Source organism: Acrocarpospora sp. B8E8 (assembly GCF_039871605.1).
Classification (GTDB): Bacteria; Actinomycetota; Actinomycetes; order Streptosporangiales; family Streptosporangiaceae; genus Acrocarpospora; species Acrocarpospora macrocephala.
Genome location: NZ_JBDPLV010000001.1, coordinates 373,099 through 389,959 on the forward strand (window position 1 = coordinate 373,099; position 16,861 = coordinate 389,959).

A 16,861-nucleotide genomic window follows, 5' to 3' on the forward strand; every position below is an offset into this window, starting at 1 on the left:
CTCAGGCCCCCTTGGTGAACGCCAGGCAGGTGGCGTAGTCCGGCAGCAGACCGGCCGCACGCGCCTGCTGGAGCGTGGGCGCGTCCCGGTCCTTGTCCGACAGCACCGCGCCGGAGTCCAGCGGCCAGTCGATCCCCAGGGCCGGGTCGAGCGGGTGAACCCCGTGCTCCCGCCCCGGCGCATACGGCGTCGAGCACAGGTAGCTCACCGCCGCCTGCTCGGTCAGCGCGAGGAACCCGTGCCCCAACCCCTCCGCGAGGTATACGCCCGTGCGGGTGACATCGTCCAGCCGCAGGGTCTCCCATTTCCCGAACGTGGGCGAACCCACCCGGATGTCCACCACCACATCCAGCACCGCCCCGGCCACGCAGGTCACGTATTTGGCCTGGCCAGGCGGCACGTCGGAGAAGTGGATCCCGCGCAGCACCCCTTTGCGGGACACCGAGAAGTTCACCTGCGCGAGGTCCAGCCGACGTCCGGTGGCCGACTCCAGCTCACCGGCCCGGTAAGACTCCAGGAAGTCGCCCCGGGGGTCGCGGTGAATGCGGGGGCTGTAGGACCAGGCTCCATCGATGCTGAGAGGTTCCATGCCGCGCAGCATGCCACAAAATGGCCGGTAACCAGGCTGACCAGGCTAGATGTAACGATTAGTGGCTATTGCCCGAATCTTAGGTAGCAGGCTCTGATTCATTGGGGGGAGTCCAGATTGTCTGCCAACCACTCCAATCCCAGCCGCGTCATTGATACGTCCGAGAAACATGCGACCCGTGCGGGTGCGCGGCAAGGAGTGTGGAGATGACAGCCTGTCGACTGTGCGGTTCGGCGAGCCTGGTGAGCGTGGTCGATCTTGGGGCCACCCCGCCGTGCGAGCGGTTCCTCACCGCCGATCAGCTCGCGGAGCCGGAAGTCACCTACCCGCTGCATCTGCGGGTCTGCACCGACTGCTGGCTGGCCCAGATCCCGGCTCTGATCACTCCGGAAGAGACCTTCACGGAATACGCCTACTACTCCTCCTACTCCACCTCCTGGGTGGAGCACGCGCGGGAGTTCGTCGACGCGGCTGTGGAACGGTTGAAACCGCAGTTCGTCGTCGAAGTGGCCAGCAACGACGGCTACCTGCTCCAGCACGTCGTCGCCAAGGGCATCCGCTGCCTGGGCGTCGAGCCGTCGGCCAACGTCGGCCAGGCCGCCCGCGACAAGGGCGTGCCCACCGTCACCGAGTTCCTCGGCCCCGAGACGGGCGCCGCCGTCCGGGCCGAGCACGGCCCCGCCGACCTGGTGGTCGCCAACAACGTCTACGCGCACATCCCCGACGTGATCGGCTTCACCAAGGGCCTGCGCGCGCTGGTCGCCGACGACGGCTGGGTCTCCATCGAGGTGCAGCACCTGCTCACGCTGATGGAGCTCAACCAGTACGACACCATCTACCACGAGCACTTCCAGTACTACACCGTCGCCTCCGCGCAGAACGCGCTGGCCAGCGGCGGCCTGACGCTGGTGGACGTGGAGCTGGTGCCCACCCACGGCGGCTCCATCCGGCTGTGGGCCCGCCCGTCCGGCGAGCCCGGCTTGCGTGTGCTAGAGATCCTGGCCCGCGAGAAGGCCGCCGGGCTGCACGAGCTCTCCGGCTACGCCGAATTCGCGGCCCGGGTGGCCCGGGTCCGCCGCGACCTGCTCCGCTTCCTCATCGACGCCGCCGCCGAGGGCAAGACCGTCGTCGGGTACGGCGCGCCCGGCAAGGGCAACACCCTCCTCAACCACTGCGGGGTACGGCCCGACCTGCTCGCCTACACGGTGGACCGCAACCCGTACAAGCACGGCCGGTTCACCCCCGGCACCCGGATTCCGATCCACGCCCCCGAGCAGATCGCTCTGGACAAACCGGACTACGTTCTGGTGCTGCCGTGGAACCTGCGCACGGAGCTGTCCGAGCAGCTGTCCTACGTCCACGAGTGGGGCGGCCGCCTGGTCTTCCCCATCCCGACCCTGGAGATCGTGTGAAGGTCGTCCTGTTCTGCGGTGGGTACGGCACGCGGATGCGTAGCGGCACCCCCGGTGACGTCCCCAAGCCGATGCAGCTCGTCGGCCCGCGCCCGCTGATCTGGCATGTGATGCGGTACTACGCGCACTTCGGCCACACCGAGTTCGTGCTCTGCCTCGGCTACGGCGCGCAGCACATCAAGGACTTCTTCCTGGACTACCGGGAGACCACGTCCAACGACTTCGTGCTCCGCTCCGGCCGGGTGGAGCTGCTGTCCACCGACATCTCGGACTGGTCCATCACGTTCGTGCAGACCGGCATCGACTCCCCGATCGGGGAGCGGCTGCGCCGGGTGCGCGACTACCTGGACGGGGACGAGATGTTCCTGGCCAACTACGCCGACGTGCTCACCGACGCGCCGCTGCCGGACATCATCGACCGGTTCGCCGCCAGCGACGCCGGCGCGTCGATGCTGGTGGTGCCGCCCCCGGCGACCTTCCACGCGATCGAGGTGGGTGACAGCGGCGACGTGGAGGGCATCACCCCCATCTCCGAAATGCCATTATGGGCAAACGGGGGATATTTCGTGCTTCGGCAGGAGGTCTTTGACCACATCCCGGAGAATGGGGACCTTGTCGCGGACGGTTGCGCCGAACTCGCCAAGCGCGGGCGGTTGATGGCCTACCGGCACCGCGGCTACTGGAAGCCCACCGACACGGTCAAGGAGCGGATCGCCCTGGACGAGGCGTACTCACGCGGCGAGCGCCCGTGGGCCCTGTGGGAGCGGAGCGGATGATCAAGCACACCGGCCCGCAGCGGATCGCCGCGCTCGCCGCGCACTGCGACGACATCGCCATCGGCGCGGGCGGCACCCTGCTGGCGATCTGCACCGCCCGGCCGGGCGTCCAGGTGGACGCGCTCATCCTCTCCGGCGGCGGCACGCCCCGCGAGGACGAGGAGCGCGCCGCCCTGGCCGCCTTCTGCCCCGGCGCGGACCTGCGCATCACCATCGGCAAGATCCCCGACGGACGCCTGCCCGCGCACTGGGACGAGGCCAAGGAGGCGGTGGAGGGGCTGCGGTCGGACACCGACCCCGACCTGATCTTCGCCCCACACCCGGGCGACGCCCACCAGGACCACCGCGGCCTGGCCAAACTCGTCCCGACCGCGTTCCGCGCCCACCAGATCTTCGGCTACGAGATCGTCAAATGGGACGGCGACCTGGGCCGCCCGTCGGTCTACCAGCCGCTCACCCCCGAGCTCGCCGAAGCCAAAGTCGACCTGCTGCAACGCCACTACGGCTCGCAGCGGCACCGGCCGTGGTACGACCGGGAGGCCTTCCTCGGCCTGGCCCGGATCCGCGGCATCGAATGCAACGCCCGCTACGCGGAGGCCTTCCACGTGGCCAAAATGACCGTTGATCTGACTGGAGGATGCTAGGCATGCGCGTGCTGCTGACCGGCCACCAGGGCTACCTGGGCACGGTGATGGCGCCGGTGCTCACCGCCGCCGGACACGACGTCGTGGGCCTGGACTCGGGCCTGTTCGCCGATTGTGTCCTGGGCCCCGCCCCCGCTGACCCGCCGGGACTCCCGGTGGACCTGCGGGATGTCGGCGCCGACATGCTGTCCGGCGTGGACGCGGTGATCCACCTGGCCGCCCTGTCCAACGACCCGCTGGGGTCGCTCGCCCCCGAGCTCACCTACGACATCAACCACCACGCGTCGGTCCGGCTGGCCCGCCTGGCCAAGGAAGCCGGGGTCAGGCGGTTCCTCTACGCCTCCACTTGCTCGGTCTACGGCACCTCCGGCGGCGACGGGCTGGTCGGGGAGGACGCCCCGCTGCGGCCGGTCACGCCATACGCGGAGTCGAAAGTGCGAGTCGAGGACGACCTGGTCGCGCTGGCCGACTCCGGCTTCACCCCGGTGTTCCTGCGCAACGCCACCGCGTTCGGCTTCTCGCCCCGGCTGCGCGCCGACATCGTGCTCAACAACCTGGTCGGCTACGCCCTGCTCACCGGCGAGGTCAAGGTGATGTCCGACGGCACGCCGTGGCGCCCGCTGGTGCACGGGCTCGACATCGCCGAGGCGTTCGCGCACGTGCTGTCGGCCCCCATCGAGGCCGTGCACCTGCAGGCGTTCAACGTGGGCACCGAGCAGAACAACCTCACCGTGGCCCAGATCGCCGAGGAGGTCGTGGAGGCCGTGCCCGGCTCCCGGCTGGTGATCACCGGCGAGGCCGGGGCCGACCCGCGCTCCTACCGGGTGGACTTTTCCCGGATCCGCGCGGCGCTGCCTGACTACCAGGCCCGCTGGACGGTCAAGGCGGGGGCGGCCGAGCTGGCCGAGGCGTACGAGAAGTTCGGGCTGACCGACCATGACTTCCACCGCAAGTTCACCCGGCTGGCCCGGCTGGCGGACCGGCAGTCGGCGGGGACCATCGACGGCACACTCCGGCCGGTGTCATGACCGATATGTACGCCTTGGTGGAACGGCTCTACCCGATCTGCCGGAGCATCACCGGCGACGGCGTGCGGCGCACGCTGGAGATCATCGGCGAGTCGATCCCGCTGGAGGTGCACGAGGTGCCGACCGGCACCCAGGTTCTCGACTGGACGATTCCGAAAGAGTGGAACATCCGGGACGCGTACCTAAAAGACGCGAGCGGGAACCGGGTCGTCGACTTCGGCGCGTCGAACCTGCACGTGCTCGGCTACAGCGTGCCGGTGTCGGCGACGATGTCGCTGGAGGAGCTGCGCCCGCACCTGCACACGCTGCCCGACCAGCCGTCGCTGGTGCCCTACCGGACCAGCTACTACGCGGAGACGTGGGGGTTCTGCCTGTCGGAGGAGACCCTCGCCGGCATGGACGAGGGCCCGTACGAGGTGCTGATCGACTCCACGCTCGAAGACGGGCACCTCACCTACGGCGAATACGTGGTGCCCGGACAGGTGCCGGACGAGGTGATCATCTCCTGCCACACCTGCCATCCGTCCCTGGCCAATGACAACCTGGCCGGGATCGCGGTGGCGGTCGAGCTGGCGAAGAGCCTGGTCGACCCCTGGTACACCTACCGGTTCCTGTTCGCGCCCGGCACGATCGGGTCGATCACCTGGCTGGCCCGCAACCAGACCGACCGGATCAAGCACGGCTGGACTCTGGCCTGCGCCGGGGACCGCGGCTCGCTCACCTACAAGCGCAGCCGCCGCGGCTCCGAGATCGATCAAGTGGCCGCGCACGTGCTGAAGGATCGAGAACACACCATTCTCGACTTCACCCCCTACGGCTACGACGAGCGCCAGTTCTGCTCGCCGGGCTTCAACCTCGGCGTCGGCTCGCTCACCAGAACCACCTACGCGGGCTACCCCGAGTACCACACGTCCGCCGACAACCTGGAATTCGTCTCAAGCGAGGCGATGGCCGACACCCTGGCCGTCTGCCGGGAGATCGTCCAGGTCCTGGAACGCAACCGCCGCTACGTCAACCTCAGCCCGTATGGCGAACCCCAGCTCGGCAAGCGCGGCCTCTACGGCTCCCTGGGCGGCCGCAGCGACACCAAGCAACTCCAGATGGCCATGTTGTGGGTGCTCAACCTCTCGGACGGCGACCACACCCTGCTGGACATCGCCGAGCGGGCCGGCCTGCCGTTTGGGGCCATGGCCGAAGCCGCTCAGGCACTGCACGACGCGGGACTACTCAAGGAGATGGCATGACGACGCGGTTCAGGACTGCCGACCCTGAGGTGCTCCACCTCAAGGTCGGCGACCTGGTCGAGGTGCGCAGCGAAGCCGAGATCCTGGCGACGCTGGATGAGAAGGGCGAGCTGGACAGCCTGCCCTTCATGCCGGAGATGCTGCGCTTCGTCGGACAGCGGCTCACCGTGCACAAGGTGGCGCACAAGCTGTGCGACACCATCAGCAGGACCGGTCTGCGGAAAATGGAACGTGCCGTTCACCTGACCGGCACTCGCTGCGGCGGCGAGGCGCACGGCGGCTGCCAGACCGCGTGCACGCTCTACTGGAAGGAAGCCTGGCTCAAGCGCGTCGAACCGGGCACCGAGCCGACCGAGCCGTCCCCGCGCCCGGAGCGCATGCTGCCGCTGCTGGAGGTCAACACGCGCAAGGAGCCGGGGCCGGATGGCGAGGAGCGGTTCTCCTGCCAGTCCACCGAGCTGCTGCGCGCCGCGCCCACCTGCGTGCCGTTCACCGACATGAAGCAGTACGTGATCGACGTGCGCAGCGGCAACGCCGGGATCTTCACCACCCTCCGCGGCATGCTCGTCGGCGCCTTCAACCGCTTCCAGAAACTGAGCCAGCGCTTCCTGCCCCGCTGGCTGTGGATCAAGGGCGGCCTGCGCTGGGGATTCGTGCGCGGCTTCGTCGAAGGCCAGACCCCGACCGCGGTGCTCGACCTCCAGCCGGGCGAGCTGGTCCGGATCAAACCCAAGGCCGAGATCCTGCGCACCCTCAACAAAGACCAGCTCAACCGAGGGATGGGGTTTGAGGAGGAGATGGCCCGGTTCTGCGGGCAGACCGCGCGGGTGGTCGCGCGGGTGGACCAGTGCATCGACGAGCCGACCGGACGAATGTTGCAAATGAAAAACCCCTGCATCGTCCTCGACGGAATCGTGTGTAGTGGTGTCTACAACCTCAACTGCCCCCGGGAATTCGTGCCGTTCTGGCGGGAGATCTGGCTGGAGCGGGTTGAGGATCTCCCTGTGAGTTAGGCGAACGCCATGGAACGAAACCCGGACACAGAGCTGGCGGGGGAGGACGAGGCGGCCGAGCACGTCGGATTAATCGGCCGTCAGGCGAGTAGGGGGCTGCGCTGGAGCCTGCTCGGCAACATGGTGCTGCGGGGCGGGTCCTTCCTGATGGGGCTTGTCCTGGTGCGCCTGATAGATCCCGATGACTTCGGCATCTACGCCATCGCGCTGGCCGCCACCCAGTTCGTGATGACGATCAAGGACATCGGGATCATCGCGGCCACCGTGCAGTGGCGCGGCAAGCTGGAGGACATGGCGCCGACGGCGACCGTGCTCTCCTTCATCTCGGCCGTGCTGCTCTACCTGCTGTTCTACGCGGGCGCGCCGATGTTCGCCGAACTGGCCGGCAGCGCCGACGCGACCCCGGTGGTGCGGATCCTCACCGCCGTCATCCTGGTCGAGGCCGTCACCGCCGTGCGCGCCGCCGCCCTGCTGCGCCGCTTCGAGCAGGACAAGCTGACCAAGGCCATCCTGTCCGGTTTCGTGGTCAACGCCGCGGTGGCGATCACCCTGGCCATGAACGGCGCCGGCGCCTACAGCTTCGCCTGGGGGCAGCTCTCGGCCTCCGTGGTGACCGGGATCATCATCTTCTTCTCCGCCGCCGTGCCGTTCAAGCTCGGCTACGACCGGGCGATCGCCTCCCAGCTGCTCCGGTTCGGCCTGCCGTCCGCGGCCGGGACCGGCCTGGAGGCGGTCCTGCTCAACGTCGGCTTCATCATCGTGGGCGCCGTGCACGGGGTCGAGGCGAACGGCTACTACCTGCTGGCGTTCAACGTGTCCAGCTGGGTGCCCGGCCTGATCGGGACCGCCATCCGCTATGTCTCCATTCCCAGCTTCTCCCGCCTGGCCGAGAACGACTCCGAGTCGCTCTCCCTCGGGGTGCAGCGCTCGGTGCCGCTGCTGGTGGCCGCGATCCTGCCGATCTCGGTGGTGATGGTCGCGCTGGCGCACCCGCTGATCGCGTTCCTCTACGAACCGGAATGGGACCAGGCCGCCGGCGTGCTGCGCTTCCTCGGCGTGCTGATGATCGTGCGAATGGTCACCTCGTTCGCGTTCGACATCCTGACCGGGCAGGGCGCCGCCAAGGCCACCATGTGGATGAACCTGGGCACGGGGATCGCGCTGGTGCCCGCCGTGTATGTCGGCACCCACCTGGACGGCATCCGGGGCGCGGCCATCGGCCACCTGGCCGCCGCCACGCTGGTCGGCCTGCCGCTCGCCGCCTGGGCACTGCACCGGGCTGGCGTCCGGCTCGGGCCGATATTTCCTGCTTTGGTACGGCCACTGCTTGGCGGAGCTGTTTCCTGCGGGGCGACCGTTTTCGTGGCGTACCTGGTGGACCACGGGCCTCTGGTGGAGTTGATCGTGGCGGGCGGAGCAGGGATCCTGACCTATGTCCTGATCGTGGTCCCCGGGGCCGTCCTGAAGGACCTGGGCGGCAAAGTCGGCGACCTCATCCCCGGCCGATCTCGATAAATATCCGTATTAAGGAGTGTCATGTCTCTCGTCTCCATCGGACTTCCGGTGCGGAACGCCGAGGATCGACTGGAGCACGTGGTCCGGTCGGTGCTCGCCCAGGATCACCAGGAGCTGCAGCTGGTGATCTCCGACAACGCGTCCACGGACGGCACCGAGGGTGTCGCCCGGGAGCTGGCCCGCGCCGACTCCCGGGTCGAGTATCACCGGCAGCCCCAGAACATCGGGCTGTTCAACAACTTCATGCACGTCATCCAGGAGTCCCGGGGCACGTTCTTCCGGTGGATCGGCGACGACGACCGGCTGGAGCCCGCGTTCGTCTCCCGTACCCTGCGGGAGTTCGCCGCCGATGAGCGGTTGATCCTGGTGACGACGCAGTTGTCGTACACGACGGCGGACGGGAGCACCGAGGTCGGCGAGTACCACGGCACGGGCCTGCGTTCCGACGACCCGGTCGAGCGGTTCGAAGAGATGCTCCGCCTGCTCAACGAGAGCTACCTCCAGATCGACCCGCTGTACGCGATGATGCGCCGCGAGCCCGTCGCCGCCATCCCGCGCCGCAACATGCTCCGCGAGGACGAGGTCTTCGCCACCAAGCTGGCGCTGGCCGGTCCCTGGGGGCACGTGCCCGAGGTGCTCGCGCACCGGCACTGGAAGGCCGAACAGATGACCGAAATCGCCCGTCGGCTGGACGTCCCGACGTGGCGGGCACGGTTCGCGACCGCCCTGCAGTGCCGGGAAACCTTGCAGTGGGCCACCTCGCACGCCGGGCTCACCCCCGAGCAGCGTCGCCGTGCTCGGGCGGCCGTCTACCGCATGTACCTGCGGCGTCAGCAGCGGGTGGCAGCTCGGCGGGGTCGCAGGCTGGTCCGGATGGCGGTGGGGCGATGATCCCGTTACGGCTTTGGCGCACGCACGGGACTGGTGTCCGACAGAATGCCCCACGTACCATCCGAAGAGGGTGCGTTCTGTAATGACTTGTCCGCTAGGTGCTATTGGTATCTATAAGTTGCCGGGGTTGACACACCCCGGGTCTGCATAGAGGGCGGGGAACATGGATTTCTGGAGGACGCTTCTTCGGCTCGTTCGAAGAAAGTCCATCGGGCCTCCTCTCATCGTGCTGGCCGTGGCCGCTGCGGCCACGGCGTGGTTCATGGTGCCGGCGCGCTATATGTCGACGTCGGCCATGTTCTTGGCCACGCCTGCGGCCGGTGGAACGCTCCCATCGGACCCCACCAAGCCGCAGGGCCTGACCAACCCGCTGCTCCAGTTCAACGACGGGCTGCGCACGACTGCGGGCATCCTGATCCTCACCATGAACGGCGTGGACGTGCGGTCCAGCGTCGGCGTGGTCAAGGGCGGCCCGACCGAGATGATCGTCGACGACGGCCGGTCCAACCCCGACCTGATGGGCATCAGCACCAGCGGCCCCTTCATCTACATCGAGGTCGAGAGCGACACCCCGGCGCGGGTGCTGGACACGACCCGCCGTGCCCAGCAGTTCATCCGCGACGAGCTGACCCGGCGGCAGCAGGCGCTCCGAGCCCCCAAGTCCACCTATATCGACGTCTCGGAAGCCGTGCCGGCCTCCACCCCCGAGATCCTGCTCACGCCCAAGGTCATGGCCGCCGGCGGCGCCCTGGCCGTGACGCTGCTGCTGGGCTTCGGCCTGGCCTACGCGGTGGTCCAGTTGCGGGCGACCCGGCGCAGGTACCCTGAGCCGATCAAACCCACCTACCGGCCCGCGTTCCGGCCGGCGATCGCGCCCGCGATGCCGCTCAAACCGGTCAACGGCAGCGACAGCAAGTGGCGGACCAAAACCGGCGACTCCCTGGACAACGACGATCTGGTCGTGGTCGTCTACAGCAGCACGGACGAGTCGGACGGTTCGCCCGCCGAGGACACCCAGAGCTTCAAGGTGGTCTCGGTCGAGGACGACCCGGTCCTGCGGGTCAACGGCGGCCTGTCCGACCGCGCCAGCAACCAATAGCGGATCATTACGTGGGGTCTGATCCCCGCATGTCCACTCATCGTCCGGAAGGAAGCGCATGGACTTCTGGGGGACGGTCCTCACCGTGTTCCGGCGCTGGTATGTCGTGCTGCCCGTCTTCGGGGCCACCGTCGCCGCCGCGTTCGGCATCTACTCGACGGTGCCGACGTACTACGTCTCCAGCGCGGTGCTCGCGCTGACCCTGCCACCCTCGGGCGGCAGCCTTCCGACCCACGCGGACTCGCCCAACCCGCTCACCAACCCGCTGCTCAACTTCGACCACGGGCTGAGCGTGTCGGCCTCGATCATCATCGCCGCGCTGAACACCTCCGACACCTCCCGCGAGCTGGGCGTGCTGGAAGACTCGGACACCGACTACGAGGTCAGCAACGGCGAGAACAACCTGGAGTCACTGGCCACCGGACCGCTGGTGTTCATCCAGGGCGAGAGCCTGACGCCGGAGGGCGCGCGGGACATCGTGGCGCGGCTCATCGCTAAGGCCAACGAAGAGCTGGTCGACCGGCAGAAGGGCCTGAAAGCACCGGCGGCCACCTACATCACGACCTACGAGGCGGTCCCGCCGACCAAGCCAGAGGCGCAGAAGGGCCGCAAGCTGCGGGCCGTGCTGGTCGCCCTCGCGGTGGGCGCCATCGCGAGCCTGTGCGCCGCGTTCGCGGTCGACAGCATGGCCGCCGCGCGCCGCCGTCGCCGGGCGAGCCGGGCGTCGGCCGAACCCGTCCTCGGGGTTCCCCGAGCCAGACAGCGAGCAGATGAACCGGCGATGAGGCGCTGACACCCCCATGACCGTTACCGCTCTCCCCGACTCCGCGCTGCGGCAGCGGGCCGACGGCGCGACCATCACCGCGTTCTTCGTCGTCGCCCTAATGATCATCCCGGCCCGGATGGTGCTCCGCGGGCTGCCGCTCTCCCTCACCCTCGCCGACGTGATCGCGCTCACGCTCGGTCTGTGCTGGCTGCTGGCGCATTTCAGCGCCGGTCTGAGCATGGCCAAGGGCCGCTCTCCGGTGCGAACCTCGGTGTTCGTCTACCTGACCGCGATGCTCGCCACCTATGGCTACGCGACCTGGGGCTACCTGCCGGCCGACGAGCTCAACCTGACCGACCACGCGCTCGTGCTGATCCTCGCCCACGTCGGTCTGGCCCTGCTCATCTGCGACGGCGTGCGCGGGGTGGACCGGCTGAACCTGCTGCTCAAGGTGCTCGTGGTGATGGGGGCCGTGGTCTCGGTCGTCGGGGCGTGCCAGTTCATCCTGGCCTGGGACCCGACCCGGCTGCTCGAACTGCCGATCCTGCGGTACACCTCCGAGGACTCCTTCGTGCTCGAACGCTCGGAGTTCCGCCGGGTGGCCGCCACCATGGGGCACCCGATCGAGTTCGGCGTGGTCTGCGCGATGCTGCTGCCGCTGGCCGCGCACTTCGGGTTCCGGGCTCGCGAGAACGGCGAGCCGCAGTGGCGCTGGTGGACGTGCGCGGCCCTGATCGGCGCCGGGCTGATGTTCTCGGTCTCCCGCTCGGCCATGCTGGGCATCATCGGCGTCGGCGCGATCCTCTTCTTCGGCTGGTCGGCCAAACAACGCAAGACGGTGATCCTGGTCAGCCTGGGCTTCCTGGTCGCGATGCGGCTGCTGGTCCCCGGCCTGGTCAGCGCCATCTGGGGGCTGTTCGCGAACTTCGGCAGCGACGACAGCATCCGCTACCGGCTGCACGACTACGCCATCGCCGGGCACGAGATCACCAAACACTTCTGGCTCGGCCGCGGCGTCTCCACCTGGTACGCCCCGAAGCATCAGGTCTTCGACAACCAGTACATCCTGTCCACGCTGGAGGCCGGCGTGATCGGGGTAGCCAGCATCGTGGCCATGTTCGTCGTCGCCATGTACTCCGGGCTGCGGGCCCGCTTCCTGAGCGCGGACCCGGCCACCCGTGACCTCGGCCTCACCCTGACGGCCTGCCTGGTGGTCCCGCTGATCGGCGCGGCCACCTTCGACCTGCTGTCCTTCGCCACCGTCACCGGGCTGTCGTTCCTGCTGATCGGGGCGGCCGGATCGCTGCTCAGAAGCGTCAGAGCTGCCACGAACCTTAGAGCTGGCAGTCCAGCGGACCCACCGTCCGTGTGATCTTGTAGTTCTGGTCGATGGTGACCAGGGAGTTGTTCTGCCAGTCGATGACCGCGCAGTCGGCTTCCACCGGGCCGTACACCCAGGACCTGTCGACCAGCTTGTTGTTGCGGACGATCAGGGTGCCCTTGGCGTTCTTGACCTGGATGCTGAACGTGCCACCCATGATCAGGTTGTTGGTCAGGGTGATGTCGACCTGGCGCGGGTCGGTCAGGAAGATCGGGGCGGTGATGTGCCGGGCGTCCCGCTGGTCGACCGTGTTGTGGTCGAAGATCAGGCCCTTGCCCGCCACGTACGACTGGATGCCGTCGGAGTGGTCGCCCGGGCTGGAGCACAGCTTGACGTAGGAGTCCCTGATGGCGATCTTGTCGCCGGAGGCGCGGAAGCCGTCGCCGTGGCCGCGGACGTGCACCCGGGTGGCGGTGTACAGGGCGTCGCCGATGCCGGGGTCGGTGAGGCAGCCGGTGGCCGGGCCGACCGTGGAGTCGGTGATGGTGAAGGAGTAGAACTTGTTGTCCTGCTCGCCGACCACGCCGCCGTCGATCTGGCTGTTCTTGATCACGACGTTGTTGGCGGTGATCAGCAGGTCACCCGTGATGTGCACGCCGTCCAGCACCGTGCCGTCCGTCTTCACCTGGTAGAAGCCGTTGCCGAGCTTGGTCAGCTTGGTGCCCGCGGGCACGCCGGCGCAGGCTGGGGTCGGATGCTCGCTCCCGCAGACGCCCGGTTCCGGGACCGGCTGCTCGGGGGCGACCGTCAGCGTCGGTTTCGGACTGGGGGTCGGCGTCGGCGTCGGGGTGGGCGAGGGGGTCGGGGTGGGCGTCAGCGTCTCCGTGACGGTCGGCGTCGGGGTCGGGGTGATCACGACCGGGTCGGAGTTCTCCGGGCTCGGGCTGGGGCTCGGCGCCACCGGCGGCCCGGCGGAGGGGATGACCGTCGCGGGCGGGTTCGTCGCCGGAGCCTCGGGGACCGGGGTCGGCGTGGGCGTCTTCCAGGTGAACTCGTTCCACTGGAAGATCACGTCCACCCAGTAGTTGAAGTTCCTGGGGTTGGCCTGGTTCGGGAACCCGCTGCGGCCGTACTTGTAGACGCCGGCGCGCCTGGCCGGGGTGGAGAGCGGACCCGAGGTTATCGACGGAGAGCCCGCGTTGCCCACGTAGGTGCCGTTGTCGGAGTGGTAGGAGATCGTGTACGTCTCACCCGCGCGCACCCGTACAGGGGCGCTGAAGCGGGCTTCCTGCCAGCCGAACGGGGTCTCCCCGGTGAACGTCAGCTGGGCCAGCCGCACGCCACGGGAGTTCCACAGGCTGCCGGTGTGCTTGCCCCGCTCGCCGCGCGCCTTGAAGAAGCGCATGCCCGTGACCAGGCCGTTCTGCCCGGCCTTGAAGCGGGTGCCGAGCTCGACGCGCGACCTGTCCTTGCGGGTGGGGGCGCTGACCTCGGTGTCCAGCGACCAGAGGCTGCTCTCCCTGGCCTCGGTGACCAGCACCGGCTTGGTGTCGGCCACGTTGACCGAGCCGGCCGGAGGCGGCTGATCGCGGTTGGAGAACATGGTGACCGGGATGCCCACGACCAGCAGGGTCCCCGCCAGTGCCGACACCATGGTCCAGGGCGCTCGTCCCGTGGGTAGCGTGGACTTGGGTTTTCTCCGTCTGCCGTGACGTGGCGCGTGCATACCTGCCATGTCTGCGGACCTCCACACTGCTCGGCGCCATTCCTCATGCCCCGATGTGATCGACTTCCTGGGGCAATTCTGTCGGCTTCGATAACGACCGCGCATCGTTTTCGCGAAAATTCATCTGGAATATCACGAAGTGACATCTATCCGGCGAGTCACAAATTGCTCTCTGGTACTGCCATATTCCAGTTACCCCACGCACTCCAGTGGCCCCACCGTGCCGGTGATCGTGTAGTCCTTGTCGATGGTCACCAGGGTGTTGTCCCGCCAGTCGATCCGCGGGCACTCGGAGTCGACCGGGCCGTACACCCAGGACTTGTCCACCAGCCGGTTGCCCGTGACGATCATCTTGCCGCCGGCCTTGCGCACCTGGATGCTGAACGTGCCGCCCATGATCAGGTTGTTGGTGAGCGTGATGTCCTGCTGGCCCGCGTCGGTGAGGAAGATCGGTGCGGTGATGTCCTTGGCGAACCGCTGGTCGACCGTGTTGTGGTCGAAGATCAGGCCCTTGCCGCTGTTGTACGCCTGGATCCCGTCGGAGTGGTCGTCCGGATTGGAGCAGAGGAAGACGAAGGAGTCCCGGATCTCGATGTCGTCGCCCGAGGCCCGGAACCCGTCGGAGTTGCCGCGCAGGTGCAGGCGCTCCGCCGTGTAGCGCGCGTAGCCGACCGCGGGCATGGTCAGGCAGCCCTTGGCCGGGCCGACGGTGGAGTCGGAGATGCGGAACGCGAACGACTTCTCGCCGTCCAGGTTGGAGACGTAGCCGTCGATCTGGCTGTTGCGCACCACCACGTTCTCGGCGTGGATCAGCAGCACGCCGGGGATGTGCACGCCGTCGAGCACGGTCCCCTTCTTACGCACCCGGTACGCCTCGCCGTCCTCGTTCAGCTTGAGCTTGCGGAGTTTGGTGCCGGGCGGAACTCCCGTACAGGCCGGGGTGGGGTGGTTCGGGCACGGCCCGGTCGGCGACGGGGACGCGGTCACCGAGGGCACGACCGTCGGCGTCGGCTCGGCCACCGGCGGCGCCGGGGGCGCCTGGGTGCAGGCCGCGAGCAGCACGGAGAAGACCGCCAGCAGGGGGACTCGTCTCATTCGTGCCTCTTCAGTTCAGGTGGTCAGGCGTTCCCGCAGATTAGCCCACGACCCCGCGGTGCGGTCCCGATCGCTGATCATCGACGGTGGGAGCGGCCAACCAATACCCAGCTCCGGGTCGTCGAAACGGACGGCCAAATCCTCGCTCGGGTCGTGCTCCCTGTCGATGCGGTAGCAGACGTCGGTCACCTCGGTGAGCGCCTGGAAGCCGTGCAGGAAGCCCGGCGGGACGTACAGAGTAAGAAAGGACTCGTCGTCCAGCCGGACCGAGGTCTGCTGCCCGAAGGTGGGCGAATCCGGCCTGGCGTCCACCAGCACGTCGAACACGGCGCCGCGCGCGCAGCGCACCAGCTTGGCCTCGCCCCGCCCGGACCGGCCGTGCATGCCGCGCACCACGCCCTGCCGCGAGCGGGACTGGCTGTCCTGGATGAACGCGGCGGGGTCGAGCCCGGCCTTCTGCGCGATCGCCGCATCGAAGGTCCGGGTGAAAAGCCCGCGTTCATCCCGGTACGGCGTCGGCACGAACAGCAGCACTCCGTCCAGCGTGGTGCGTTCCACTCTCACGTGTTGGATCCTTCCCTCAGGCCATCAGCAGCAGCACGGCTTCGTAGGCGGACAGCAGCGCCGCCTTCGAGCGCTCCCAGGACAGCGGGCCGCTGACCCGGGCCCGCCCGATCTCGCCCATGCGCAGCCGCTCCTCCGGGTCGTCCAGCAGGCGGGCGACCAGCTTGGCGAACTCGGCCTCGTCGTTGGCGGGGGCGTACACGGCGGCGTCCCCGGCCGAGACCTTGGCCTCGTGCAGGTCGAAGGAGACCACCGGCCGGCCCATCGCCATGTACTCCATGATCTTGTTCATGGTGGACACGTCATTGAGCGGGTTGAGCGGGTCCGGCGCCAGGCAGACGTCGGCCGTGGACAGGTAGCGCATCAGCTCCTCGTCCGGGATGCGCCCGGTGAACTCCACCCGATCCGAAAGACCCAGCTCGCGGGAGAGCGCGACCATCGCCTCGAAGGTGTCCCCGGCCCCGACGAACACCGCGTGCCAGTCGTCCCGGCCCAGATCGTCGCGGAGGCTGGCCAGCGCGCGCAGCGCGTAGTCGACCCCGTCCTGCGGGCCCATGACCCCCAGGTAGCACAGCAGGTGCGGCTTCCCCCGCTTGATCGACTCGTCCGGCTCGACCTGGTAGAACCGGTCCACCGAGGGCGCGCTGCGCACCACGAAGACCTCGTCCGGCTGCTTGCCGCCCCGGCTCAGCGCGATGTCGCGGTAGCTGCCGTTGGTGGAGATGACCACGTCGGCCGAACGGTAGGTGCGGCGCTCCAGCCAGCGCACCGCCCGGTAGAGGAAGTCCTGCCCGCGCCCGAACCGGGACAGGTAGAGCTCGGGCACCAGGTCATGCTGGTCGTAGACGAACCGCGCGCCCTGCCGCTTCAGCCGGCCGGCCACCAGGAACAGCAGGTCGGGCGGGTTGCAGGCGTGCACCACGTCGACCGGGCCGAGCTTGCGGGCCAGCCGGTAGGTGTGCAGCAGCGCGGAGCTGTACTCCCGCAGGTAGCCGAGGGGCCCGCCGGTCGCGGCCTTCAGCGGGTATCGATGGATCTTGATTCCATCGATCTCCACCTCGGCCTCGGTGTCGATCGTGGCGCCCTTCGGGCAGATGACGTGCACCTCCCACCCGGCGTCGCGCAGGGTGCAGCTCTCCTGCCAGACACGCCGATCGAAAGGCACGGACAGATTTTCG

Annotated in this window: 16 protein-coding genes; 11 read left to right on the forward strand and 5 right to left on the reverse strand. The window is 68.4% G+C overall.

Annotated elements, in window-relative coordinates; all coding sequences use genetic code 11:
- Window position 1: 1 nt before the first annotated feature.
- Entirely contained in the window at window positions 2–589 is a 588-nt protein-coding gene (rfbC, locus tag ABGB08_RS01745; RefSeq protein WP_347585417.1) for a dTDP-4-dehydrorhamnose 3,5-epimerase, read from the reverse strand.
- 206 nt (window positions 590–795) lie between these two features.
- On the opposite strand from rfbC (ABGB08_RS01745), the gene ABGB08_RS01750 reads away from it, so the two are divergent.
- The 11 genes from ABGB08_RS01750 to ABGB08_RS01800 all read left to right on the forward strand — a co-directional run bounded on the left by ABGB08_RS01750 (window position 796) and on the right by ABGB08_RS01800 (window position 12,349).
- Window positions 796–2,001, forward strand: coding sequence for a class I SAM-dependent methyltransferase (locus ABGB08_RS01750; protein WP_347585419.1), 1,206 nt, complete (start codon window positions 796–798; stop codon window positions 1,999–2,001).
- On the forward strand, window positions 1,998–2,777 hold the full coding sequence (locus ABGB08_RS01755; protein ID WP_347585422.1) for a sugar phosphate nucleotidyltransferase: 780 nt from the start codon (window positions 1,998–2,000) through the stop codon (window positions 2,775–2,777). Before ABGB08_RS01750 ends, ABGB08_RS01755 begins: the two co-directional genes overlap by 4 nt.
- The gene (locus ABGB08_RS01760) at window positions 2,774–3,421 is read left to right on the forward strand and encodes a PIG-L deacetylase family protein (RefSeq protein WP_347585424.1); all 648 of its coding nucleotides are present in this window, start codon (window positions 2,774–2,776) and stop codon (window positions 3,419–3,421) included. Before ABGB08_RS01755 ends, ABGB08_RS01760 begins: the two co-directional genes overlap by 4 nt.
- Before the next feature lie 2 nt (window positions 3,422–3,423).
- On the forward strand, window positions 3,424–4,449 hold the full coding sequence (locus tag ABGB08_RS01765) for an SDR family oxidoreductase (RefSeq protein ID WP_347585426.1): 1,026 nt from the start codon (window positions 3,424–3,426) through the stop codon (window positions 4,447–4,449).
- Between the two features lie 5 nt (window positions 4,450–4,454).
- A complete protein-coding gene (locus ABGB08_RS01770) occupies window positions 4,455–5,693 on the forward strand; it encodes a DUF4910 domain-containing protein (protein ID WP_347585428.1) in 1,239 nt (412 codons plus the stop codon).
- Entirely contained in the window at window positions 5,690–6,706 is a 1,017-nt protein-coding gene (locus ABGB08_RS01775) for a hypothetical protein (RefSeq protein WP_347585430.1), read from the forward strand. The genes ABGB08_RS01770 and ABGB08_RS01775 overlap by 4 nt, the downstream gene beginning before the upstream one ends.
- 9 nt (window positions 6,707–6,715) lie before the next feature.
- The gene (locus tag ABGB08_RS01780; RefSeq protein WP_347585433.1) at window positions 6,716–8,221 is read left to right on the forward strand and encodes an oligosaccharide flippase family protein; all 1,506 of its coding nucleotides are present in this window, start codon (window positions 6,716–6,718) and stop codon (window positions 8,219–8,221) included.
- Window positions 8,222–8,242: 21 nt separating this feature from the next.
- Window positions 8,243–9,112, forward strand: a complete 870-nt coding sequence (locus tag ABGB08_RS01785; RefSeq protein ID WP_347585435.1) for a glycosyltransferase family 2 protein — start codon at window positions 8,243–8,245, stop codon at window positions 9,110–9,112.
- A 235-nt stretch (window positions 9,113–9,347) separates the two neighbouring features.
- Window positions 9,348–10,211 carry a hypothetical protein gene (locus tag ABGB08_RS01790; RefSeq protein ID WP_347585437.1) on the forward strand — a complete coding sequence of 288 codons (864 nt, stop codon included), beginning with the start codon at window positions 9,348–9,350 and terminating at the stop codon, window positions 10,209–10,211.
- 58 nt (window positions 10,212–10,269) lie between these two features.
- Complete coding sequence (locus ABGB08_RS01795) at window positions 10,270–11,004, forward strand: hypothetical protein (protein WP_347585439.1); 735 nt, start codon at window positions 10,270–10,272, stop codon at window positions 11,002–11,004.
- Window positions 11,005–11,011: 7 nt separating this feature from the next.
- Window positions 11,012–12,349 carry an O-antigen ligase family protein gene (locus ABGB08_RS01800; protein ID WP_347585441.1) on the forward strand — a complete coding sequence of 446 codons (1,338 nt, stop codon included), beginning with the start codon at window positions 11,012–11,014 and terminating at the stop codon, window positions 12,347–12,349.
- Here the strand turns inward: ABGB08_RS01800 and ABGB08_RS01805 are convergent.
- The 4 genes from ABGB08_RS01805 to ABGB08_RS01820 form a co-directional block, all read right to left on the reverse strand.
- On the reverse strand, window positions 12,312–13,952 hold the full coding sequence (locus ABGB08_RS01805; protein ID WP_347585443.1) for a DUF4082 domain-containing protein: 1,641 nt from the start codon (window positions 13,950–13,952) through the stop codon (window positions 12,312–12,314). The two genes, ABGB08_RS01800 and ABGB08_RS01805, sit on opposite strands and share 38 nt — an antisense overlap.
- A 264-nt stretch (window positions 13,953–14,216) precedes the next feature.
- Entirely contained in the window at window positions 14,217–15,119 is a 903-nt protein-coding gene (locus ABGB08_RS01810; RefSeq protein WP_347585445.1) for a hypothetical protein, read from the reverse strand.
- 15 nt (window positions 15,120–15,134) lie between these two features.
- Window positions 15,135–15,683, reverse strand: coding sequence for a dTDP-4-dehydrorhamnose 3,5-epimerase (rfbC, locus tag ABGB08_RS01815; RefSeq protein WP_347585447.1), 549 nt, complete (start codon window positions 15,681–15,683; stop codon window positions 15,135–15,137).
- A gap of 16 nt (window positions 15,684–15,699) precedes the next feature.
- Window positions 15,700–16,848 carry a glycosyltransferase family 4 protein gene (locus ABGB08_RS01820; protein WP_347585449.1) on the reverse strand — a complete coding sequence of 383 codons (1,149 nt, stop codon included), beginning with the start codon at window positions 16,846–16,848 and terminating at the stop codon, window positions 15,700–15,702.
- Between the last annotated feature and the right edge of the window lie 13 nt (window positions 16,849–16,861).